Source organism: Iodobacter sp. CM08, assembly GCF_033446605.1.
Classification (GTDB): Bacteria; Pseudomonadota; Gammaproteobacteria; order Burkholderiales; family Chitinibacteraceae; genus Iodobacter.
Genome location: NZ_JAWQUO010000017.1, coordinates 20,178 through 42,747 on the forward strand (window position 1 = coordinate 20,178; position 22,570 = coordinate 42,747).

19 protein-coding genes and 1 pseudogene are annotated in these 22,570 nt (G+C 48.1%); 12 read left to right on the forward strand and 8 right to left on the reverse strand.

Annotated features, from left to right (window positions below; genetic code table 11):
* Positions 1-117: 117 nt before the first annotated feature.
* Entirely contained in the window at positions 118-1,476 is a 1,359-nt protein-coding gene (locus R6242_RS11370; protein WP_318426864.1) for a hypothetical protein, read from the forward strand.
* 566 nt (positions 1,477-2,042) lie between these two features.
* Here the strand turns inward: R6242_RS11370 and mnmE are convergent.
* From mnmE to rpmH, 6 genes are all read right to left on the reverse strand, one after another.
* Positions 2,043-3,377, reverse strand: coding sequence for a tRNA uridine-5-carboxymethylaminomethyl(34) synthesis GTPase MnmE (mnmE, locus tag R6242_RS11375; protein WP_293933610.1), 1,335 nt, complete (start codon positions 3,375-3,377; stop codon positions 2,043-2,045).
* A gap of 19 nt (positions 3,378-3,396) precedes the next feature.
* On the reverse strand, positions 3,397-3,795 hold the full coding sequence (locus R6242_RS11380) for a hypothetical protein (RefSeq protein WP_293933591.1): 399 nt from the start codon (positions 3,793-3,795) through the stop codon (positions 3,397-3,399).
* 68 nt (positions 3,796-3,863) lie between these two features.
* The gene (gene yidC, locus R6242_RS11385) at positions 3,864-5,531 is read right to left on the reverse strand and encodes a membrane protein insertase YidC (protein ID WP_318426866.1); all 1,668 of its coding nucleotides are present in this window, start codon (positions 5,529-5,531) and stop codon (positions 3,864-3,866) included.
* Positions 5,532-5,555: 24 nt separating this feature from the next.
* Entirely contained in the window at positions 5,556-5,765 is a 210-nt protein-coding gene (yidD, locus tag R6242_RS11390; RefSeq protein WP_318426868.1) for a membrane protein insertion efficiency factor YidD, read from the reverse strand.
* The gene (gene rnpA / locus R6242_RS11395) at positions 5,753-6,079 is read right to left on the reverse strand and encodes a ribonuclease P protein component (RefSeq protein ID WP_293933598.1); all 327 of its coding nucleotides are present in this window, start codon (positions 6,077-6,079) and stop codon (positions 5,753-5,755) included. Before rnpA ends, yidD begins: the two co-directional genes overlap by 13 nt.
* A gap of 63 nt (positions 6,080-6,142) precedes the next feature.
* Positions 6,143-6,277: a 50S ribosomal protein L34 gene (gene rpmH / locus R6242_RS11400; protein ID WP_293933600.1), complete on the reverse strand. Its 135-nt coding sequence runs from the start codon at positions 6,275-6,277 to the stop codon at positions 6,143-6,145.
* Positions 6,278-6,508: 231 nt separating this feature from the next.
* On the opposite strand from rpmH, the gene dnaA reads away from it, so the two are divergent.
* The 9 genes and pseudogenes from dnaA (at position 6,509) to R6242_RS11445 (ending at position 18,620) form a co-directional block, all read left to right on the forward strand.
* Entirely contained in the window at positions 6,509-7,882 is a 1,374-nt protein-coding gene (gene dnaA, locus R6242_RS11405; RefSeq protein ID WP_293933602.1) for a chromosomal replication initiator protein DnaA, read from the forward strand.
* Positions 7,883-8,092: 210 nt separating this feature from the next.
* Positions 8,093-9,199, forward strand: coding sequence for a DNA polymerase III subunit beta (gene dnaN / locus R6242_RS11410; protein ID WP_293933604.1), 1,107 nt, complete (start codon positions 8,093-8,095; stop codon positions 9,197-9,199).
* Positions 9,200-9,417: 218 nt separating this feature from the next.
* Positions 9,418-11,829 (forward strand): DNA topoisomerase (ATP-hydrolyzing) subunit B, encoded by a 2,412-nt coding sequence (gene gyrB / locus R6242_RS11415; protein WP_318426874.1) that lies wholly within the window; start codon positions 9,418-9,420, stop codon positions 11,827-11,829.
* 227 nt (positions 11,830-12,056) lie between these two features.
* Positions 12,057-12,872, forward strand: coding sequence for a helix-turn-helix domain-containing protein (locus R6242_RS11420; protein WP_318426876.1), 816 nt, complete (start codon positions 12,057-12,059; stop codon positions 12,870-12,872).
* Positions 12,873-12,907: 35 nt separating this feature from the next.
* Positions 12,908-13,516 carry an ATP-binding protein gene (locus R6242_RS11425; protein WP_318426878.1) on the forward strand — a complete coding sequence of 203 codons (609 nt, stop codon included), beginning with the start codon at positions 12,908-12,910 and terminating at the stop codon, positions 13,514-13,516.
* 164 nt (positions 13,517-13,680) lie between these two features.
* A pseudogene (gene gyrB / locus R6242_RS11430) lies at positions 13,681-14,028 on the forward strand (DNA gyrase subunit B); the annotation flags it as partial.
* 152 nt (positions 14,029-14,180) lie between these two features.
* The gene (locus R6242_RS11435; RefSeq protein WP_318426880.1) at positions 14,181-15,767 is read left to right on the forward strand and encodes a site-specific DNA-methyltransferase; all 1,587 of its coding nucleotides are present in this window, start codon (positions 14,181-14,183) and stop codon (positions 15,765-15,767) included.
* Positions 15,721-17,688 carry a hypothetical protein gene (locus R6242_RS11440; RefSeq protein WP_318426882.1) on the forward strand — a complete coding sequence of 656 codons (1,968 nt, stop codon included), beginning with the start codon at positions 15,721-15,723 and terminating at the stop codon, positions 17,686-17,688. Before R6242_RS11435 ends, R6242_RS11440 begins: the two co-directional genes overlap by 47 nt.
* A gap of 38 nt (positions 17,689-17,726) precedes the next feature.
* Positions 17,727-18,620 carry a DUF5655 domain-containing protein gene (locus R6242_RS11445; RefSeq protein WP_318426884.1) on the forward strand — a complete coding sequence of 298 codons (894 nt, stop codon included), beginning with the start codon at positions 17,727-17,729 and terminating at the stop codon, positions 18,618-18,620.
* A 303-nt stretch (positions 18,621-18,923) separates the two neighbouring features.
* Here R6242_RS11445 and R6242_RS11450 read toward each other — a convergent pair whose 3' ends face one another.
* Both R6242_RS11450 and R6242_RS11455 read right to left on the reverse strand, forming a co-directional pair.
* Positions 18,924-19,994, reverse strand: coding sequence for a methylated-DNA--[protein]-cysteine S-methyltransferase (locus R6242_RS11450; protein WP_318426886.1), 1,071 nt, complete (start codon positions 19,992-19,994; stop codon positions 18,924-18,926).
* Positions 19,978-21,165: an isocitrate lyase/phosphoenolpyruvate mutase family protein gene (locus R6242_RS11455; protein WP_318426889.1), complete on the reverse strand. Its 1,188-nt coding sequence runs from the start codon at positions 21,163-21,165 to the stop codon at positions 19,978-19,980. The genes R6242_RS11450 and R6242_RS11455 overlap by 17 nt, the downstream gene beginning before the upstream one ends.
* Before the next feature lie 151 nt (positions 21,166-21,316).
* Here R6242_RS11455 and R6242_RS11460 point away from each other — a divergent pair, with 151 nt between their 5' ends.
* Together R6242_RS11460 and R6242_RS11465 are read left to right on the forward strand one after the other, a co-directional pair.
* Positions 21,317-22,102 (forward strand): MFS transporter, encoded by a 786-nt coding sequence (locus R6242_RS11460; protein WP_318426890.1) that lies wholly within the window; start codon positions 21,317-21,319, stop codon positions 22,100-22,102.
* Between the two features lie 6 nt (positions 22,103-22,108).
* A complete protein-coding gene (locus R6242_RS11465) occupies positions 22,109-22,564 on the forward strand; it encodes an MFS transporter (protein ID WP_318427001.1) in 456 nt (151 codons plus the stop codon).
* Positions 22,565-22,570 lie beyond the last annotated feature (6 nt).

Consider the following 22,570-nt stretch of genomic DNA (forward strand, 5'->3'; position numbering starts at 1 on the left):
TACGAAAAACGTGATGTTTTTGTATTTTTTTAAGTGAATAGAATTGCTTTCGAGGCGGCCCAGCAATAAACATCCGGCTTTGTCGGAGGCAGTTTAACTTTAGCAAAGGAAAAAGTAATGAATATCATTAAACATGTATTTGAATTTATGCTTATTGAATCCATATATTTTCTTGGTTTTTTTAATAACAAACTAAAAGTTCATCTAATAAAAAAAATAAAAACAAGAAAAATGAGAGCAATGTGTACTTATGCTTTTCACAACTCGTTATTTTATAGAAAATCATTCTTTGCTCATGGTATTTTAGAAAAAGATCTTCGAAGTTTGACCTTTGAGCAACTTCCTGTAGTTAAAAAAAGTGATATTGTAGAAAATATTCAGGATGTTTTTACAGACAAGACACTGAATAAAGATGAGGTGTTTGATTATATTTATAATGGCAGCACAGAAAAAGCGTATCAGAATAAATATATTTGCTTTACAACATCAGGCACATTAGGTTTAAAAATGCCTGTTTTACTGGCCATTAATGATTTTAAGACGCTTGTATTTAATACTTTTTTATATAATTCTAAACCATTTAAAATACTTTTAGGGAGAAAGACAAAAATAGCAATGCTGGGTGCGGTGGAAGGCCGTAGTGCAGGTGTCGCATTTATTAAAAATCTGCCTAAATCAATTTTTGAAACTAAAGAAATTTCTCTTTTGTTGCCAATAGATAAAATAATTCATGAGTTGAATGAATTTAGTCCTGAACAGCTTATTTCATATCCCGGTGTGTTTTGTTCCTTGATTCCATATAAAGAATCAGGTGTGCTTACTATTTCTCCTAAAAAAATAGTGTTGTCGGGTGAGATATTAACAGAGGAAAATGCTGAAAGAATTAACAAAGCATTTAATTGTGAAGTTAGTAATTCTTATGGTGCTTCTGAATGTTTAATTATGGGGGTGAAAAAAAATAAAAATCCCTATCGTTTATATCATAATATTTGTAATGTTGAAATTTTGGATAAGAATAATGAGCCTGCTAAAGATGGCGAGTTAGGGCGGATTGTGGTTACTAATTTTATTAATTATAGCCAGCCTATTATTCGGTATGATATTGGCGATCTTGCTGTCAGTAAAATGAATAAGTATGGAGAAATGACGTTTGATGGTGTTTCTGGAAGAAATAATAAACCTATCTTTTTCAAAGGAAATAAAGGCGAGCAGGTAGAGCTATTTTATTTGGCTCTGTACTCGTTGTTTTTATTTTCTTCCGGAATATATAAATCTCAAATGCTTATCGGAGAAAATTCGATAAGGGCATTGATTGTGGGAACGAATGAATGCATTGCTAAGTGTGAAATTAACATGGAAAAACTACTACGAAGCAATGGTGTTGATCAGACGGTTAATTTCTTCATCGAAAAAGTTGAAGACATCCAGCCAGATTCCAATGGAAAAATTCCATTTATTAAATTCCAGCCCAGTTAATTAGCGCGAATCAATAACTGGCAAGTTTGCATACTCCGTCGAGACTCCGGTTATGGCAGGTTTAGCGAGGAACTCACATCAGGCGTAATGTTTGTTTAGTTCACTATGCTTGAATTAATCCACCAAATATTCCGATTAGCCCAGCAATTTTGATTAGCGAATGGGCGGCTCTAAAAAAGTCAATGATTTGGCCGAGGCCAATTGCTAGCCCTTCGCTATCGCCAGCACCGCCGCTAAAAAGCCAGCGTCTTCTATTTGGGCAAACAGAAACACTTTATCTTCATGTGAGCATGCTAAAAAGTCCGCAATAATATTCAGCACTTGCCGCCACACCAGCCGCACCTCTCGGCTGAGGACCGGAAGTAGGAAGGCTAGTTTTAATTAAGCAGGTGGCAGGGCCTTTGCAGGCGCAGACAGGAACGCAGCCACAGCGCCCGCTGGTGGAGTTTCGCTTAAGCCGCATTCTGGCTGGGCAAAGAGGGCGAACGGTCTTGAACGATGAGGTGGCGTAAATACTGGATTTTTCAGGGATTTATGAACGGTGGCGAACCCCCGAAAACCTCTTTCTATTTTCCAATGCAAAAGCGGCTAAAAATCACACCAAGTAAATCGTCGGAAGTGAATTGCCCTGTGATTTCGCTGAGTGCGTTTTGGGCGAGGCGTAGCTCTTCGGCAAAGATTTCAATTTGCAAATAAGCGATATCAGCGGTAGCAAGGTGGGCTGCCGCGCGGCGAATGGCGTTGAGATGGCGCTCACGGGCGATAAACACGCTGTCGTCATTGCCGTGCCAGCCAACCAAGGTGAGTAGCTTGCTACGCAGCTCAGTTAAGCCAATGCCGGCTTTGGCCGAAACGTGGATTTCATTATCGGCCACGATGCCTGGCACATCACCGGTTAGATCAATTTTGTTGAATACCCGTAGCACCGGTAGTTGTGGCGGCAGTTTATCCAAGATGGCTTGATCGTCTGCAGTGATGCCTTCGCGGCTGTCGATCAGCAGCAGGGCGAGTTCGGCCTTGGCAATGGCTGCCCAAGTGCGCTCAATGCCGATTTTCTCAACGGTATCGGTGGTGTCACGTAAGCCTGCGGTATCAATAATATGTGCAGGAACGCCATCAAGCTGGATCAGCTCTCGCACCGTATCGCGGGTGGTGCCAGCAATGGCGGTAACAATGGCGATTTCTTCGCCTGCTAGCGCATTCATTAGGCTGCTTTTACCTACATTTGGCTGGCCAATGAGCACAACATGCACGCCTTCACGCAGCATTTTGCCTTGGGTGGCGGTGCCAAGTACCCGTTGTAGCTGGCTTTGTAGCTCTAGCAATTTGCCGTGGGCATTGGCGGCTTCCAGAAAATCGATATCTTCTTCAGGGAAGTCTAGCGTGGCTTCAACTAGCATGCGCAGGGTGATGAGCTCGTCAACCAGTACATGAATCTCACGCGAGAATGCACCATCCAGTGATTTAAGCGCTGATTTTGCCGCTGCGGTAGATTGGGCGTCGATCAGATCGGCAACGGCTTCGGCTTGGGCCAAATCCATTTTATCGTTTAAGAAGGCACGTTTACTGAACTCCCCTGCTTCGGCAAAGCGTGCACCCAGCTCAATGCAACGTGCTAACAGCATTTGCATCACAATCGGCCCGCCGTGGCCTTGTAGCTCGATCACGTCTTCGCCGGTAAAAGAGTTGGGGCCAGGAAAGTACAGCGCAATCCCTTCATCCACTACGCTGCCATCTGCTGCTTTAAAGCGGGCAAAGTGGGCGTAGCGGGGTTTAAGTGGCTTGCCGATCAGTTGATCGGCGATATCGCCCAGATTGCGGCCAGAAATACGAATAACGCCCACACCACCTCGACCGGGGGCGGTGGCAATAGCTGCGATGATATCGGGGGTGTAGAGCATGGCGAACTCGGTGTGGGGATTAAGTGAAACTTTCTTCATAAGCGGTACAAAGCAGGATGCGCCAGCCTTGTGGTGTCTGAATCAGATTATACGTGGTATGGAACTGCCACGGCGCTGGCTGTTTGCGCTCAATTTGCCAATCGATATCTACAATGGCGTGTTGAGTGCCCTGCAAAAATAGCTGATTAATTTTAAAGCTAGCCTTTAAAAAGCCTTGCTCTGTATACCACTGGCAAAGTTCTTGCATATTGTTTGCCGTGGCATCTGGGCTAGAAAAATGTGTGTATTGCCCATGCTGAGCAATCCCTGAAGGCATGGCAAATAGCGCCGCAATGCTCAGGCTATTCTGCTGATTGTAAGCAAGGCAGTAGCTATTAAAAAATTGCTCAATTTCGGCATGGATGTGCTGTGTTGTCATCACAAAAACTCGACTGCTCTGAAATGAAAACGCCGCCCGAAGGCGGCGTTATTGAGGCGAATGGCTTATTAAGTTTTAGCTAGCTTAACAGGCTTATCGTTATCTGCTTTTTCAATCTGGCGCGTGATAAACCATTGCTGAGTAATGGAAATCACGTTATTAACGACCCAGTACAGTACCAAACCGGCAGGGAAGAAGAAGAAGAACACACTGAACATCAGCGGCATAATCTTCATCATCTTAGCTTGCATCGGATCCGGCGGTGGTGGCGATAACGATGTTTGGATATACATCGAGATCGTCATCAATACTGGCAGTACGTAGTAAGGATCTTTCACTGATAAGTCAGTGATCCAGAACATCCACGGCGCTTGGCGTAATTCAACCGATGCCAGCAGTGCCCAATAGAGTGCAATAAACACAGGAATTTGCACCAGCATCGGCAGACAACCACCTAGCGGGTTCACTTTCTCGGTTTTATACATTTCCATCACGGCTTGCTGGAACTTCATCTTATCGTCGCCGTGCTTAGCTTTAAGCTGTTCCATGCGCGGTGCAAGCTTGCGCATTTTAGCCATTGAGCGGTAGCTGGCGGCGGCGAGTGGGAAGAACATCGCTTTGATCAGCATGGTCAGTAGAATAATCGACCAACCCCAGTTGCCTACTATCTTGTGAATGAAATCCATCACGGCGAAGATAGGTTTAGAGAAAATGGTGAAAATCCCATAATCTTTAATCAGATCAAAGCCTTGCGATACGGTTTCAAGTACGCGTGTTTCTTCTGGGCCAACAAACAATGGCACGGTTGTTTCGTACTTGGCATTGGCCGCAACCGCTGGCAAATCGACAATTACACCCGCAGAGTACAAGCCATCTGGCAGCTTTTTCAGCTCGTAGCGAACGCCATTTGCACCGCCTACAGCAGGTGCACCCACTGGGGATACAATCCATGCAGTAGCAAAGTAATGTTGCAGCATGGCAACCCAGCCGTCTTTGGCAGTTTGCTCATAATCGCCTTCACCCTTATCTAGCTTGCTGAAGTCCACCTTTTGGAATTTCTTCTTATCGGTGTAAACAGCGGGGCCGGTAAAGGTGGTTGCGCCCATATGGCCGCCGCTACCTTCAGGTGTTTTACCATCACGAAGCAGACGGAAGTAAGCCGATGCGGTTAAAGGCTTGCTTGTGCCGTTAACGATTTCGTACTTCACATCAATCAGATAGCTATTACGCTTAAAGGTGTACACCTTAGCGATTTTTACGCCATCTGGGCCCGCAGCTTCCAAACGAACCGCAACTTCATTTTGACCATCGGCCAATTGGTAAGCGCTTTGGGTACTGGTGAAGGTGCTTTTATGCGTAGGCAGGCCAGCACCGATCAAGCCGGTTTGGGCTACATAGATATGCTCGCCTTCGTCTTGTAGTAGTGCAAATGGCTTTTTAGCATTATCAATCATGCCATGCTTAAGCAGCTCTACACGGCGAAGATCGGCACCAGTGGTGTCGATTTCAGCATTGAAGAGGTCGGTTTTTACCGTAATGCGCTGACCGCGTTGCAGTCTGCCAGCATCTTGAGGTGCTTGGCCTGGGGCAGCTTGGGGTGTAGAGCCATTGGTGGCGCTTGCTGTAGCAGCAGGCGTGGTTTTTATTTGAGGGTAACGCTGTTCCATCCACTTCTGCCAGAAGAAGAGGATGCCGAATGACAACGCGATAAAGAGGATGAGTCTCTTGGTATCCATTGGTGCTCGAAATGGTATGCGGATTTATGGTACCGGATCATGGCCGCATCCACCCCAAGGGTGGCAACGGCACAGCCGGCGAATAGTTAGCCAGCTCCCTTTTATCACACCGTAGCGTGTAACAGCTTCAATGCCGTATTGGGAGCAAGTTGGCGTGTAGCGACAGCGGGGCCCAAGGAGCGGGCTAATAGTAAACCGATAAAGTGTCAGTAGTGCGACGATTATTTTCGACATTTGTGAATCTTGCCGAGCAGTGAAATAAGTGCTTCACGTGCTGCAGCGCCTTCTTTTCGCCCAAATGGTCGACGTGCACGTACCACCAGATCGATGCCGGTTACTTTATTTGCGTTCAGGCGAAATGTTTCTCGCACTGTGCGTTTGATGTAATTGCGGCCAACTGCCCGTTTGTCTGTTTTTTTTCCGACGACAACGCCAAGCCTAGCGTGATCTAGCCCGTTGGGCTTGCCAAGTACTTGAAAGAAATCGTTGGAAGAAGAACAGCGCAAACTAAAAACGGATGAAAATTCATCCGCTTTTAGCAGGCGCATATTGCGCGCAAAACCAGTTTGGGAGTGTCCCAACAAAGCTTAGCATCAAGGTTATGCCCGCAATTAAGCGGTCAAAACCTTGCGGCCCTTTGCGCGGCGAGCGTTAACAACGCGAACGCCGCCAACTGTTTTCATGCGGGCACGAAAACCGTGAGTGCGTTTGCGTTTGATAACTGAAGGTTGAAATGTACGTTTCATAATATTGGATCCCTGCCAAACAAAATCGAAGTAAACCGCCGTTTATATGCCTTCTATGGCCTTGTGTCAATGTATTTTATTAAGCGGCATCATAATCGGGCTGTGGATAAGTCGTGGGTGAAGCGGTACAATCGCCCCTCGTTCTCTTTTGAAAACATCACCGCTTTCGTCGTGAGCCCCAGTGTGGGGCTGTTTTGTATCTTTGCAGATCACGGCGAACAGGATACCCCTATGTCTGTGCTGGAAAATTGCTGGCCCCACTGCCTTGCTGAGTTGGAGCGTCGTTTGGGCGCGGACCAGTTTCGTATTTGGATTAAACCGCTTACGGTAGAAATGACCGATGAGGGTTTAAACCTGATCGTGCCGAATCAGATCTTTTTACAATTTATCCGTGATCGTTATCTTGGAATGATTGAAGAAGCCGCGGCAACTTTTGCCATAGGTGGCGATGCGCCAGTTATTGCTTTGCGTGTTGGTGTAATGCCAAGGCCGGTGGCTGCCTTACAAGCCAGCAGCCAAGAGGGCGGTGTTGCTAAGCCTGCGCCCGCCAAGGCCGTGATCAGCGCTTCGGCGGCTAATCATGAAACCACGCGGCTTAATCCTAATTTTACTTTTGAAACGCTGGTTACCGGTAAGGCCAACCAGTTGGCACGCGCTGCGGCCATTCAAGTGGCAGAAAACCCAGGCGTAAGCTACAACCCGCTGTTTGTATACGGTGGCGTAGGCTTGGGTAAGACTCACTTGATTCAATCGATTGGTAACTATGTGCATCAGCGCAATCCTGGTGCAAAGATTCGTTATATTCACGCCGAAAAATACGTGCAAGACGTGGTGCGTGCCTACCAGCACAAAGCGTTTGACGAATTTAAGCGCTACTACCATTCGCTAGATTTACTGCTGATCGACGATATTCAGTTTTTTGTGGGCAAAGATAAAACCCAAGAAGAATTCTTCTACGCCTTTAACGCCCTTGTTGAAGCGCACAAGCAAATTATTATTACCTCGGATCGCTATCCAAAAGAAATTGACGGCTTGCAAGAGCGTTTAACCTCGCGTTTTTCATGGGGCTTAACGGTGGCGATTGAGCCGCCAGAGCTAGAAATGCGCGTGGCGATTTTGATGAAAAAGGCCGAGCGTGAAAACTTTAAGCTCGATGCCAATGTGGCGTTTTTTGTGGCCAAACATATCCGCTCTAATGTGCGAGAGCTAGAAGGTGCGCTGAAACGGGTATTGGCTTATTCGCGCTTTACCAATCAGCCGATTACACTAGATGCAGCTAAAGAGGCGCTGAAAGATATTTTGGCGTCTGGCAGCCGTCAGGTATCGGTCGAAAATATTCAGAAAACGGTCGCAGATTTTTATAAAATCAAGATTGCAGATATGCACTCTAAAAAGCGCACTCGGGATATTGCAAGGCCAAGGCAAATTGCCATGGCCTTGACTAAAGAGCTTACCCAAATGTCTTTACCGGCAATTGGTGAAGCTTTTGGCGGGCGCGATCACACCACTGTGCTGCATGCCTGCCGTACCATTGAAGAAATGCGCGGTAGCGATAGCGAAATTGCTCACCAGTACGGTGTGCTGCTGCAAATGCTGCGTAGTTAATCCTTAGCGTGGCGGCTGATGCTGCCACTGCTGCACTACCGCTTGTTTAAATACAATGTGCGTTTATGCGTTTTGTATAAAAAACGGCGGGTTTTGTAAGTTTGGATGTTGCTGTGCTTATTTAACATGGCGAAGCGCCATTCATTCCCTACACATGCTGTAAATCGGTTAGAATCCTGCGGTTAAACCCATTTTTCGGAACGAGGCGCCATGCAACTCTTGCAAGCCGAACGCGATGCGCTCCTGAAGCCGCTGGCCACGGTCACCGGTATTGTTGAGCGCAGGCACACCCTGCCCATCCTCTCGAACGTGTTGATCAGGAAGGATGGTGACGCCCTGTCTTTTACCGGCACCGATCTTGAAATTCAGATCAGTAGCCGTCAGGCGGAAGGCTTTTCTGGCGATGATTTCGCCATTACAGTTGCGGCTAAAAAGCTGTCTGATATCTTGCGTGCTATTGCGGATAAAACCGTGGTTAGTATGGAAGAGGCTGATGGCCGTCTGACGATTAAGGCAGGCAAAAGCCGCTTTAATCTACAAACGCTGCCCGCGGCTGATTTCCCGCAGCTTGCGGTAGATACCAATTTGCGCGCCACGATCCGTATGCCACAGGGCCAGTTAAAAGCCTTGCTTGGGCGTACGCAATTTACGATGGCGCACCAAGACATCCGTTATTACTTGAACGGCTTGTTTATGGTTACCGAAGGCAATCTGCTGAAACTGGTTGCCACTGATGGCCACCGTTTAGCCTTTGCCTCAGCTGAAATCCTTGGTGATTTTGCTAAGAACGAAGTGATCTTGCCGCGCAAAACCATTTTAGAGCTGTACAAATTACTGGCCGATTCGGATGACGAAGTCACCATCGATATCGCCAGCAATCAAGTGCGCTTTGCTTTTGGCAATATTGTGATTCACAGCAAGGTAGTGGACGGTAAATTCCCCGACTATAACCGCGTGATTCCACAAAACAATGATAAAGGCCTGTTGATTGAGCGCCAGATGTTATTGGCCTCTATGCAACGCGCTGCGATTTTATCGAATGAAAAATTCCGTGGTGTGCGCTTAGTGCTTACCGACGGCCTGCTTAAGATCATGTGTAATAACAATGAGCAGGAAGAAGCCCAAGAAGAAGTTGAAGTGGCTTACAGCGGTGCGCCACTCGATATTGGTTTTAACATCCAATATCTGCTGGACGTACTGACCAATACATCGGTTGAAACGCTGCATTTCTCCTTTGGCGATGTCACTTCTTCGGTACTGGTTACTATTCCAGATAACGAGCATTTCAAATACATTGTGATGCCAATGCGTATCTAGCTTCGGTAAGTTTACGAGTAAGGTCGGGGTTGCCCCGGCCTTTTGCATTTGTAAGATGTTAGATTTAGGCCTGTTGCGAAGAATAATTCGCACTGTTTTTATGATTTTGATTGGCTTTGCTTCAAGCTTTTGGGCTTGAACACACTGCGTACATCTTTATAAAAATTTAGCTTGGCCAAAAATGGGCCAAGCTCGTATGTTGATTTAAGGAATTAGCAATGTCTGAGCAACAAGAATATGGCGCCGATAGCATTAAAATTCTGAAAGGTCTTGAAGCCGTTCGGAAACGTCCGGGCATGTATATTGGTGATACACAGGACGGCAGCGGCCTGCACCATATGGTGTTCGAAGTGCTGGATAACGCCATTGACGAGTCGTTAGCAGGGCATTGCGACACTATTAAAGTGATTATTCATGCCGATAACTCCATTAGCGTGGAAGACAACGGCCGTGGTATCCCAACGGATATCAAAGAAGACGACGAATTTAAGCGCTCTGCCGCCGAAATCGTCATGACAGAGCTGCACGCCGGTGGTAAGTTTGACCAGAATAGCTACAAGGTATCTGGCGGGCTGCACGGTGTGGGTGTATCGGTGGTGAATGCACTATCTGACTGGCTGAAGCTGACTATTCGCCGCAATGGCAAAGCGCATAGCATGGAGTTTCGTCAAGGTGAAGCGGTTGCGCCGCTGGCCGTGATTGGCGACACCGAGCGTCGTGGTACCGAAGTACACTTTATGGCTTCGATCGAGACTTTTGGCCTGGTTGAATACCACTTCGAGATTCTGGCAAAGCGTATTCGCGAGCTGTCTTTCCTGAATAATGGTGTAAAAATCCAACTGCTAGATCGCAGCCACGGTAAAGAAGAAAACTTTGCCTATGAAGGCGGTGTAAGCGGTTTTGTGCAGTATATGAACCGCAATAAATCCGTATTGCACCCACATATTTTCCATGCGGTTGGCGAAAAAGACGGCATGATTGTGGAAGTAGCGATGCAATGGAATGATTCTTACCAAGAATCCGTGCAATGCTTTACCAATAATATCCCGCAAAGGGACGGCGGCAGCCATATGACGGCGCTGCGCCAGGTGATGACGCGTACCCTCAATCAATATATTGAGCAAAACGATCACGCCAAAAAAGCCAAGGTAGAAACCTCAGGCGACGATATGCGCGAAGGCTTGACCTGCGTGCTATCGGTGAAAATGCCTGATCCAAAATTCAGCAGCCAGACTAAAGATAAGTTAGTTTCTAGCGAAATTGGCCCAGTTGTCAGCGAAGTCATCAGCCAAGCCTTGGCCGATTTCCTCTTAGAAAACCCAAGTGACGCCAAAATTATTTGCGGCAAAATTGTGGATGCCGCCCGCGCCCGCGATGCAGCCCGCCGTGCCCGTGAGCTAACTCGCCGTAAAGGCGTATTAGATGGCCTAGGCCTGCCGGGTAAACTGGCGGATTGCCAAGAAAAAGACCCCGCAAAATCTGAAATTTACCTCGTTGAGGGTGATTCTGCGGGTGGCTCGGCCAAACAAGGCCGCGATCGTAAGTTTCAAGCGATTTTGCCTTTGAAAGGTAAAATCCTAAACGTAGAACGCGCACGTTTCGATAAAATGATCTCTAGCCAAGAAGTAGGCACACTGATCACCGCCCTTGGCTGCGGGATTGGTAAAGACGATTTTAATATCGATAAACTGCGCTATCACCGCATCATTATCATGACCGATGCGGACGTGGATGGCTCGCACATCCGCACCCTGCTGCTCACCTTCTTCTATCGCCAACTGCCAGAGCTGGTAGAGCGCGGCTATATCTATATTGCCCAGCCGCCACTATTCAAAATCAAGCATGGCAAGAGCGAATCGTATCTAAAAGACGAAGCCGAGTTAAAACAATACCTGCTGCGCCAAGCCTTAAACGGCGCATCGCTATTGCCAGGCTCAGACAAGGAAGCGATTGCCGGGGAAGTGCTAGAAAAACTGGCCCGTCAATACTTTGCCTCTGAAGCCGTTATTGATAGGCATAGCCGCTTTATCGATGCCGCAGTACTGCAAGCCATGATCTCGCTGCCAGTCTTAATGCTAAGCACCGAAGCCGATGCACAGCGCAGCGTTGATTTATTGACGGCGGCACTGGATAAAGTGGCCACGCCAAACAGCCCACGTTACACCTTTAGCTTTAATCGCTCGGAAGAAGCGTTTGTAGTGAAAGTATCGCGCCGCCAACACGGCGTAAGCACCATTCAATACCTAGACGAAGCCTTTCTGCTCTCTGGCGACTACGCGCAAATGCGCAAAACCGCCGACCTGCTCGAGGGCCTCTTGGGTGACGACGCTAAAGTAAAACGTGGCGAGCAAATCCAAGCAGTAACTAACTTTAAAGACGCCATCGAATGGCTACTGGGCCTCATCCGCCGCAACGTAGCCATCCAGCGCTATAAAGGTCTGGGCGAAATGAACCCAGAACAACTCTGGGAAACCACCATGGACGTCACCGTCCGCCGCCTGCTGAAAGTAAACGTAGAAGACGCGCTAGGTGCGGATGCGGTATTCACTACCCTGATGGGCGATCAGGTAGAACCACGACGTCAATTTATCGAACAGAATGCGCTGATTGCGCGGAATGTGGATATTTGATGGGGGAGAGGCAATTGCCTCTGAGATAAGTAAGGCCACAAAGACTCCATTTGGGGTCTTTGTGCATATAGGGCTTCTGAATAATTAATGCTTCCGTGATAGGGGGTATTTTTTAGTAACTAATATAAGCAGTTTTTGGGCTAGGTCGGGGTATGCGTGTTTTATCTCGATAGCGTAATCATGTTGATGATATTCGCTGAGTAATTATGCAAGGATATGGTGCTGATATGACTCGGGATGAGCAGTATTTACAGAGCTTGGTTCGTGAGCTGATTGGTTTACCAAGTGAAACAGGCTGGTTAGAGTTTAAGCATAATGATGCTGAGCCTCAGCGCATTGGTGAATATATTTCCGCATTAGCTAATTCAGCGGCCCTTGATGGAAAGGCATGCGCCTATATGTTGTGGGGCATCGATGATGTTAGTCATGCTTTGCTGGGTACTACCTTTAACCCGAAGACTAAGCGCAAAGGAAATGAAGAGTTAGAAAGCTGGCTGTTGCGCCAACTTTCACCAAAAATTGGCTTTCGTTTTTATCAGGTCCATCTGGATGAGGTGGATATCGTGATTCTTGAGATTGACCGAGCGTTTCGGCATCCCGTGCAATTTGAGGGCTCATCGTTTGTGCGGATTGGCTCTTATATGAAGCGCTTGAAAGATTTTGCTGAAAAAGAGCGTGAATTATGGCGAATACTGGATGCAACTCCTTTTGAGATGCTGCCAGCTGTAGAGAAAGTAAGTGCTGATGAAGTGCTTAAACTGCTGGATTACTCTGCTTATTTTGATTTGCTTGATAAGCCATTACCAAATGGCCGAGATGTCATTCTTAATGCTTTGGCTGCTGATCGATTGATTGAGTCAATGGGCGGAGGGTATTGGCGGATTTTTAATTTGGGGGCGGTGCTGTTTGCTAAAAAGCTCTCTGAGTTTGGTCGTTTGCAGCGCAAGGCTGTTCGGGTCATCGTTTATCAGGGTATGGGGCGTATTACCACTTTACGAGAGCAAGAAGGAACAAAGGGTACGCTGCCGGTTTTGAAGGCTTAATTGAGTATATTAATGGCTTACTAGCTGTTAATGAGGTGATAGGGCAAGCTTTACGTAAAGCGGTGCCGGTTTATCCTGAACTGGCGATTCGTGAGTTGGTGGCAAATGCGATTATTCATCAGGATTTCAGTATTTCTGGTAGTGGCCCCATGGTAGAGATTTTTGATGATCGTATGGAAATCACCAACCCTGGCATTCCATTGCTCGATCCAACGCGCTTGTTAGATAGCCCGCCTCGGTCACGGAACGAAAGCCTTGCTTCATTGATGCGAAGAATTGGGATTTGTGAAGAGCGTGGCAGTGGTGTTGATAAAGTTGTGTTTCAAACCGAGTTTTATCAATTGCCTGCTCCGGCCTTTGAAATTACGGGTGATTCAATGCGTAGTACCCTATTTGCGCCGAGGGCGCTAACCAAGATGGATAGTGAGGATCGTATTCGTGCAGTCTATCTTCACGCCTGTCTGCGCTATGTTAGGCGTGAATTTATGACGAATACCTCGCTGCGTGAGCGGTTTGGGATTGAGGCAAAAAATAGTGCAACTGCTTCGCGCTTACTTAAAGAGGCGCTTAGTGCTCAAGTCATTAAGCTGCATGATGAATTGGCCCCGCCTAAGCTACGTAAGTATGTTCCATGCTGGGCTTGATTTACTTGATGGGTATTTGATAGGCAGAGCGTTAATGGCGGGTTAAATATTAAAAGTTATTTAAAATCAATTGGTTGCATTTTATTTTGTACTTGATGGGTATTTGATTATTTACTTCATCCACTGGTAGCCATTGGTGGGGCTGTTCGAGTTATCTGGCGGTTTTGCGCAAAACCGCCTACCTGCTTGATGGTCTGTTGGGTGACGGCGCTAAAGTAAAACGCGGCGAGCAAATCTAAGCTGTGAGCAACTTTAAAGACGCTATCGAATGGCTACTCGGCCTAATCCGCCGCAATGTAGCCATCCAGCGCTATAAAGGGCTAGGGGAAATGAACCCAGAACAACTCTGGGAAACCACCATGGACGTCAGCGTCCGCCGCCTGCTGAAAGTAAACGTAGAAGACGCTCTTGGTGCGGATGCGGTGTTTACCACCCTAATGGGTGATCAAGTAGAACCGCGACGTCAATTTATCGAACAGAATGCGATGATTGCGCGGAATGTGGATATTTGATGGGGTAGTTTGCTAAACCTATGATTTTAAAAAGGGGCGCATATTGCGCCCCTTTTTGTTGGCGCTAAGAATGCCAAAATCCATATAGAGCTTGGGTTGGCGGGGCTTTTCGATTAGCATTGCTCATCGTTTTTCAATGCAAGTAAGCCAAAATGAGCAAGCAGTCCCTGTTAGAGCAACTCGATCAATTTAATGAACAACAATTACGCCGATTGCTGGTTGAGCATCTTACCGAGCGCAAGCTAGGCTTGCGCTGGGAGGCTAATTTGATCGAGCGCGATGCCGCAATGAATGCCGATCTGGTTTTTCCGCGACTGCTGCCCGAACACTCGCACGCCTTGCCTGAAGCAGGCGTGGTGCCCCACTTGATTATTGAAGGCGATAATTTCGACGCGCTGCGGCTATTGCGCGCCACGCACCGTGGGCAAGTCCGAGTGATCTATATCGACCCGCCCTATAACACGGGCAATAAAGACTGGGTTTACAACGATCATTATGTGGGCGCGAATGATCGCTACCGCCATTCGCAATGGCTGGAATTCCTCTATCAACGCCTGTGTTTGGCCCGTGATTTGTTGACGAGCGATGGCGTCATCATGCTGTCGATCAATGACGAAAACCGTTCGCGCTTGGAATTGTTGATGGAAGAGGTGATGCCAGGTCGGAGAGTAGGTTCTTTCGTTTGGAAAATACGCCAAGGGTCAAATGATGCTAAAGGCGCATTTATTTCAGTAGATCATGAGCATGTCCTCATTTATGCGAATAGTGGCTTTGCTTTTGCGGGAGCCCAACGTAGTTATGCAACATATTATAATGAGGATAATGATCCAAATGGTGATTGGTCATCCGACACATTGTCTTGTGCAAAAGATTTTATTGAAAGGCCTAATCTTTACTATCCGATACAAGATCCTGCAACGGGGATATGGTATCCCTGCAACCCCGAGCGAGTTTGGGTTTATAGCTCGGAATTGAAAAAAAAAGCAGCGGAATTACGTTCAAAAACAATGGAGGAATTTATTCTTGATAAAAGGGTTTTGTTCCCAAAAAAACAGCAAGTGGAAGAGTGGCACTCAATAGAGGATTTATTAGAAGCAATCGACTCTGGAAATGTACCAGGAACAGGGGCGACAAAAATGCTCCGCCGAGATTTGCCCGATCTTTCATTTTGGGTAGGTAAAAAAATTGGCTTTGGAAGACCAAGATTCAAACGCTACAAAAAAGACCTAGCTGGTGAGACAAAACCAATCTCCAGTTGGATCCAACCATCTTCTGAAAAAGATAATGATGAAGCAGATAGTCTTATTGTGGGCAGCAACCAAGAGGGGGCACGCGATATTCTGAGTTTCTTTGGAACTAAAGTATTCAACTACGCCAAACCACTTTCGTTAATCAAAAATCTATTGCAGCAAGCTACCCGCCCCAATGACATCGTGCTGGATTTCTTTGCCGGTTCCGGTACGACTGCGCAGGCGGTATTGGAGTTGAATGCCGAGGATGAGGGCAAGCGGCGGTTTATTCTGTGTTCCAGTACTGAAGCTACGACTAAAGAGCCAAACAAAAACCTCTGCCGCGATGTGTGCGCGGAGCGCGTGCGCCGCGTAATGCAGGGCTATGGTAATAAACCTGCTCTTGGCGGTAGCTTTGCTTATTTGCAGCTGGATAAATATCAGGAAGCCGATATTCAGTTCGGTGGCCGATTTAAAGCAAACCGTGGTGCGGCAGGCTTGGGCGCGTAATCAATGGTTAAAAGCTGAGCTGGCCAAAGCGGGGATTCCGCTCACGCCGTTGCTGTTGATTCAGGTTGCTAACGGTGAAAAAACCATCGACGACGTTGAGCGTGAATTGATTGAGCTGTGCAAAGTGCCGCCCGCTGCCATTGGTAAGCACTCTGCCGACGCGCCAGACCCTGTATTAATGGCGGCGATTGCTGCTGATGCAAGCAAGGAAGTGCTGATCTTTAAGCAATCTGCTGGGACAGGATTTGATGCACCGCGCGCGTTTGTTTTGGCATCGACTAAAGCCGTGAATGACCCTGATTTTGCAATGCAATTTATTGGCCGTGTTATGCGGGTTGCATCTGCCATCCGTAATCGTTATGCCAAGCTGGAAGATATTCCGTCATGGTTTAATACCGCGTTTGTGTATTTAGCTAATGCCGATGCACAACAAGGCTTTGCTGCTGCTGTTGCAACGGCTGGCTTGGTGAAAAGTCAGTTGGAAGGGGAAACCACGAAGCTGGTTGAGCGTAGAACGAGTTCTGGTGCGATTGTATTGACTAATACGCCAAGCTCTCAATTGCCGATCAGCTATGACATTACTCCGGTTCGAGATTTTCCTTCAGCAGAGCCTGTTGGGCCATTAAGCACGCCAGCCACCCCGCAATTAGATTTGTTCTTAGATACAGAGCTGCCAGAGCTGGATCTGGTGATTGTTGCGCCTGACAGTAAACCTACAGTTCAAGCTGCGATGCCAGTGAACCCCGTTGAGTTGATGGCGCATTTTGCAGGGCATGAGATTAAGGCTTATCACCGGCGTGAAGATGTAAGAAATTTACCCGCAGCTCTGAAGCGTGAGGGCCGCCCACAGTTTTTGGCAATGAGCGAGTTAAGCCGATTGGTGGCTCAAGATATTGTTTTGAGTGACAAGGTGGTGGCTACTGCTATACGTGCATCATTGAATCAATTGCAGGCGCAGGAGCTGCATACTGAATTGATATCCGGTGTGAAGAACTCGGAAAGCATTGAAGTCATTACCGATCGTGCGGCGCTGGCAAGGGAAGCGCGTAGCAAGTTGCTTAATATGTTGCCGCAGACCGAAGAAGCGGATGTCGTCATTATTTTGCAAACGTTTGTGCAGCGTATTACACCTGCATTGCTGGATGCTCTGTCCGCTCAACATTTAGTGCTGGATGAGCAAAACCTAAAGCGAGTGATTCGAGATGCTGCTAATTGGGTTGCGCGCAGCGAGGCTGATCGACTTGCCGTGGATTTGCATAAAATTGTTAGCCAGCAAGCTCAGTTAGAAGAAGCTGGCCGATTGCCTGATGCAATGCTCTTTCCGATTGCACTGCCGCTACAGGCATCCCCTAGAAATATCTATGGGGTGCTGCCCCCTAGCATTGACGAGCTAAGCAAAATTGATCAGTTGTTGTTGCCTGATGCGATGCGCTTACTGCGTGATCAAGAATGGCCGCTTACTGAAGATGCTTATATTACTGGCAAATATGACCAGAGCTTTTCGCTGAATACAGAAGAACTCGCATTCGCTAAATCTTTAGATCGAAGCGATTTTGTAGCGTGGTGGCATCGTAATCCTCCTGGCGAGGGTAAGCGGTATGCAGTTCGTGTTGTGCGTGCGGAGCATAAGCACTTTTTCTACCCAGATTTTATCGTTTGCTTAGAACATGATCCGGGTGATGAGCCACTGATTCGCTTGGTAGAAACCAAGGAAAGTTTGAAAGATGCCGAGCGCAAAGCACGTCGCATTCCTTTGTATTACGGCAAAGTGCTTTTCTTAACCAAAGACGATCAGCGACTGAAGTGGGTTAAGGATGACGGCACGATGGGCGATGAGGTTGATCTTGCCGATCTACAGGAATTGCGTGATTGGCTGAAGAAGCACTCCCCTGAGGATCAAAAATATAGCTGCCATTCGTGATTTAAATAAACAGCATTCAAGCACAATAGGAAACAAGCATGAGTGATATCCAGCTTTTTCAACTTTCCCAGCATAAAGCGCTGCCTTTAAAAGGCCATGCTTCAGATTTGGAAAAGCCGCTACAAACACTGATAGAGCGTAATTTAGAGGTTTTATTGGGGGTGCGTTTTATTGCTTCTGAATATGCAACGGGTAAAACGCATGGTGGGCGGATTGATACGCTGGGGCTGGATGAAAATAATTGCCCGGTGATTATTGAATACAAGCGTTCGCAATCTGAAAGCGTGATTAATCAGGGTTTATTTTATTTAAATTGGCTGATGGATCATCAGGCTGAATTTAAGTTACTGGTCATGGAGCGCTATGACAAACCGTTGGCTGATGCTATTGATTGGAGTGGGCCACGGGTGATTTGTATTGCTGCGGATTTTACTAAGTACGACGCCCATGCAGTGCAGCAAATGAATCGGCAGATTGAGTTGGTGCGCTATCGCTTGTTTGGTGAGGATTTATTGCTGCTGGAGGCGGCGAATACGCCCAATGTGCAGGCTGCCCCAATGGTGAGTTTGGCGAAAATTCGGGGCAGCGATAAAAGTGTTGCGGAGCTGTTACCAGAGCTAAGCGATGAGATGCGCGAGCTGTTGGCTTCTTTAGAAGACTATATTCTGTCGCTAGGGGATGATGTGCAGCGCAGGGAATTAAAGCTGTATTACGCATTTAAACGGCTAAAAAACTTTGCTTCCATTGTTTTGCAAAAGGGCCGTTTGTTATTGTTTTTGCATTTAGACCCTACTTTGCATTCCATGCCTGCTAATGGCCGAGATGTGAGCGCTATTGGCCATTGGGGGACGGGTAATCTAGAGCTGGGTATTGCAAATCAGCAAGATTTTGAGATAGCCAAGCCCCTTATTTTGAAGGCTTATGAGCAGTAAATGCTGCTGATAAATACTCCGTAATAAGTTCTCTAATAATGCAAACCTTGGGCGTCATGCCCGCGCAGGCTAGAATCCTGCGGCACTGCTGGATCCCCGATAAAGCCACTCGGGGATGACGCTTTTTTAGCCGGATTAAAATACAAGAAAACTTATGTTCAGCGAGTGCCAAGCCAGCATCGTTTCACAAAGCATCGTTGCCCGCTTTGCTAAGCGCTGTACCGTGCCACTCAGCATCAGCGCAAACCCAATCCCCAATTTCTATATACCACCTCCCCCATATGCTCCGCCGCCCAAATTCACTTAAGACGTGGCAGTGGGCGCTGCGTGTTGCTGCTCGTGTGCGATCAACCAGCGCTTGCGCTCTAGCCCACCGCCATAGCCGGTGAGCGATCCATCTTTGCCGATAATGCGGTGGCAAGGAATAATAATTGCGATGCGATTGTGGCCATTGGCTGATGCCACCGCCCGCACGGCCTGTGGATTGCCAATGGCATTGGCTTGCACTTGATATGATGCCGTTTGCCCAAAGGGTACGGTGAGTAATGCTTGCCACACTGCTTGTTGAAAATCCGTGCCTGGCGTATGGAGCGCCACCGAGAAAGTCTGCCGTGTGCCGGTAAAATACTCGGCCATTTCACGCTCGGCTTGCTGGGTATGGTGATTTTCTCCTGCAATAATTTTGGCTTTGAGTCGGCGCTGTAAATCTTTGAATTCGGTTTCCAACATACGCCTATCTACAAACTCAAGCAGGCATACCCCTTGCTGGCTGGCGCACACAAACATTGGCCCCAATGGCGTGGTGAAGCGGTGAATCAAGATCACCGCGGAATCGGTGTTTTGCATGGGGCTGGTTCCGATGAGTTTTTTATAGGTATAGGCAAAGCCGCTCAGTGATTCGTAGCCCGATTCATACGCGGTTTCCAGCGCTCTTTTGCCGATTTTTAATTCTTCCAGCGCGGTGTTGATGCGCAACATGCGTTGAAAGGCCTGAAAAGTCATGCCGTAGTGTTTGCCAAACCAGCGGCGCAATATTTCGGGGCCAATCCCCAGTTCGCGCAGCTGATCGTCACTTATTTTTTTCTTTGGATTTTGCCTTAGCAGCTGCAAAGCTTGCTGTACTTGCGGTGGCGCGGAATGCGCATTTTCGGTGGGGCGACAAATTTTGCACGGACGATAACCCGCATCAAGCGCGTCTTTAAATCCAGTGTAAAACTCAACATTTTCGCGCTTGGGTTTGCGGGCGCGGCAGGTGGCAATGCAAAACACCAGCGTGGTTTTTACACCAACAAAAAAGCTGCCCACATACTCGGGCGAGCGATCGAGCAAGGCTTGGTAGTAGCGGTCGATTTGCTGCTCATCCGCAATGCGCATTTTCAAACACCTGCGTAAAAGATTGAGTTGAATTGATCTGGCTAAATAGATGGCTAAGTTGTTGCTGCGCTTGGGCAAAAACAAAATTACCCATGCTAATCCGCTTCACGCCTAAAGCTTGCAGTGTTGCAAAATCGGGCAATTCTGGCATGCACATTACATTGAGCGGCAAACTTACCGCCGCCGTGATGGCCGCAATATCGGCGGCGCTGCTAATACAAGGTACAAACAAACCATCGGCTCCCGCCGCCTGATACGCAAGGCCGCGTTGTATTGTTTCCTGCAAGGCCTGCTTTTTGCCCAGCAAAAAAGTATCGGTACGAATATTAATAAACAGGGAGCAGTTTTTAAGCTGCAAAATGCGGCGTATTTGGCTTAAATTGGCGCAAAATTCATCAATAGAGAGCAAATGTCGTTGATCTGATACGATGCTGTCTTCCAGATTAATTCCTACCACGCCGCGAGCTGCCAGCGCGAGAATATGCTCGGCAATCTGCGCCGGATTACGGCTATATCCTGCTTCGATGTCCACTGTAAGTGGTAAATCGCAAGCCGCAATCATTCGATCGACGATATAACACAATTCAGCGAAAGTCAGAGCCTCGCCATCTGGATAGCCGAGCATTGCCGCGATCGCCGCGCTGGATGTGCCTATCGCTTGATAATTAGCTCGCTGCGCCGCTTGGGCGCTGGCTGCATCCCATACATTGCATAATAAAAGTGGCGTGGCTTGCTGGTGTAAAGTATCAAAATTCATCTGCATCTCCATGTATGCCGCATACAGTACGGAAATCGAACGCAGAGCACCAACCGAAAACTGAACAAGTATTTTTTTTGTCTGAAGCTGGGCGTTTACGCTATACCCCCCCCCGATATGCACCGCCAGCCAAATTGCGCCGTCGCTGACTTCCAGCACGGTATGTGGGGTAAGGGCTGGGATAAACAGGTAATCGCCGCTTTGCAGTGCGATGGTTTCGCCCGCTACATCCAGCTTGGCCTCGCCTTGTAGCAGCAGTACCCATTCGTCTTGGGGCTGGCTGTATTCGGTGTGGGCGATGCGGGGCGAGCTGATGATGCGCTCTATCGTTAGGCCGGGCTGGCTGTGTAATGGCTCAAAGCGCTCGCCCGTTGGCGGTGGGCTGCTGTGGTCAAAGATGTTTTTAATCTGCATGGTGTTTGCTCTGCTATAGGGATGAAATGCTGTGTTTCTGCTGGCTCTAATCTGAATCCTCCCCCTGTATTTCCTGATAACACCTGAATTGTATATTTATATGCCGTAAGCATCGGCGTAGTATGCAGGTCTATCTTGGAGGGCCTGCCTTATGCTGCTTGCTTCATTTAATTCGTTTAAAAACCGCTTATCGGGCTTGCCGGTGATGGCTTGGGGCTTGGCGGGGGCGATGTTTGTGAATCGGCTTGGGGTGATGGTTAAGCTGTTTATGGCCTTGTATTTGCGAGAATCGCTGGGGTTTTCGATTGATACTATAGGCTGGTTGTTGGCGTGTAGTGGGGCGGGTTTATTGCTGGGTTCTTACGCGATTGGTGTGCTGAGCGATCATTTTTCAACGGGTAAGCTGGCCGTGCGGGTTATGTTAGCCAGTGGTGTGGCGCTGCTTTGCCTTACATTGATTCATTCGGTGTGGCTGTTGGCGCTGGTGTTGTTTTTGGGCGGGGTGTTTGATGGCGGGGCGCGGCCGCTGTATCAACGGCTGGTGATGGAAAACTGCGCTGTAGAAGAGCGGCCACGGGCGCAAGCTTTAAACCGAGTGGCGGTGAATTTGGCGGTGGCGATTGCTGGGGTGTTGGGTGGGGTTCTGGCGCATTGGGATTATCGCTTGGTGTTTGTGGCCAGCGCCATGATGTCGTTTTCTGCCGCAGCGTGGCTGCTATGGGCCTTGCGCCACTGGGGCAGCTTGCCTTTGCCAAGCGTGGGCGGGGCAGAGGCCGCGCAAGATACGGCGCAGCAATCACCCTATGCCGATGGGCCATTTATGGCGTTTTTGCTGGCGGGTATGATGCTGGGGCTGGCTTATGAAACGGTTAACAGCATGTTGGGTAATTATCTGCTGGATTTTTACCACATGGGCGCGGGGGCTTTGGGCTGGTAGTTTACGATTAATGGCTTGCTGGTGGTGACTTTACAGATTCCGCTCACCAGCGCCACCCAGCACTGGGGCGAGCGTGGGCAATTGGCGGTTGGGGCCATTTTGCTGGCGTTGGGTTTGGGCATGTTGCCGTTTGGCTCTGGCTTGGCATACGTTTGCATCTCTACGGTGATTTGGACAATAGGCGAGATTCTATTTATGCCCACCATGAGCGTGTTGGTGATGCAGCGTGCCGAGGGGCGCAAAAGCGGGCATTACTTTGGGCTGTATGGTGTGTGCTGGAGCAGCAGCATGCTGATTTCACCGGTGTTTGGCAGCCAGCTTTACAGCCATTTTGGCGGGCATAGTGTGTGGTTTGGCTGTGCGGCGCTGGCAATTTTGGCCGTGCCAATGATGGATAGGGCGGCCATTAAAATGATGGAAATCCCAGTGCCTGAGCTGGTGTTGTGTGCTCAGCTGAAATAGCGGGCT

Excerpts from the sequence above, each read along its gene's own strand:
- R6242_RS11370 (WP_318426864.1), top strand. The coding sequence starts at position 118 with ATGAATATCATTAAACATGTATTTGAATTTATGCTTATTGAATCCATA.
- mnmE (WP_293933610.1), bottom strand. The coding sequence starts at position 3,377 with ATGCTCTACACCCCCGATATCATCGCAGCTATTGCCACCGCCCCCGGT.
- R6242_RS11380 (WP_293933591.1), bottom strand. The coding sequence starts at position 3,795 with ATGACAACACAGCACATCCATGCCGAAATTGAGCAATTTTTTAATAGC.
- yidC (WP_318426866.1), bottom strand. The coding sequence starts at position 5,531 with ATGGATACCAAGAGACTCATCCTCTTTATCGCGTTGTCATTCGGCATC.
- yidD (WP_318426868.1), bottom strand. The coding sequence starts at position 5,765 with ATGTCGAAAATAATCGTCGCACTACTGACACTTTATCGGTTTACTATT.
- rnpA (WP_293933598.1), bottom strand. The coding sequence starts at position 6,079 with ATGCGCCTGCTAAAAGCGGATGAATTTTCATCCGTTTTTAGTTTGCGC.
- rpmH (WP_293933600.1), bottom strand. The coding sequence starts at position 6,277 with ATGAAACGTACATTTCAACCTTCAGTTATCAAACGCAAACGCACTCAC.
- dnaA (WP_293933602.1), top strand. The coding sequence starts at position 6,509 with ATGTCTGTGCTGGAAAATTGCTGGCCCCACTGCCTTGCTGAGTTGGAG.
- dnaN (WP_293933604.1), top strand. The coding sequence starts at position 8,093 with ATGCAACTCTTGCAAGCCGAACGCGATGCGCTCCTGAAGCCGCTGGCC.
- gyrB (WP_318426874.1), top strand. The coding sequence starts at position 9,418 with ATGTCTGAGCAACAAGAATATGGCGCCGATAGCATTAAAATTCTGAAA.
- R6242_RS11420 (WP_318426876.1), top strand. The coding sequence starts at position 12,057 with ATGACTCGGGATGAGCAGTATTTACAGAGCTTGGTTCGTGAGCTGATT.
- R6242_RS11435 (WP_318426880.1), top strand. The coding sequence starts at position 14,181 with ATGAGCAAGCAGTCCCTGTTAGAGCAACTCGATCAATTTAATGAACAA.
- R6242_RS11445 (WP_318426884.1), top strand. The coding sequence starts at position 17,727 with ATGAGTGATATCCAGCTTTTTCAACTTTCCCAGCATAAAGCGCTGCCT.
- R6242_RS11450 (WP_318426886.1), bottom strand. The coding sequence starts at position 19,994 with ATGCGCATTGCGGATGAGCAGCAAATCGACCGCTACTACCAAGCCTTG.
- R6242_RS11455 (WP_318426889.1), bottom strand. The coding sequence starts at position 21,165 with ATGCAGATTAAAAACATCTTTGACCACAGCAGCCCACCGCCAACGGGC.
- R6242_RS11460 (WP_318426890.1), top strand. The coding sequence starts at position 21,317 with ATGCTGCTTGCTTCATTTAATTCGTTTAAAAACCGCTTATCGGGCTTG.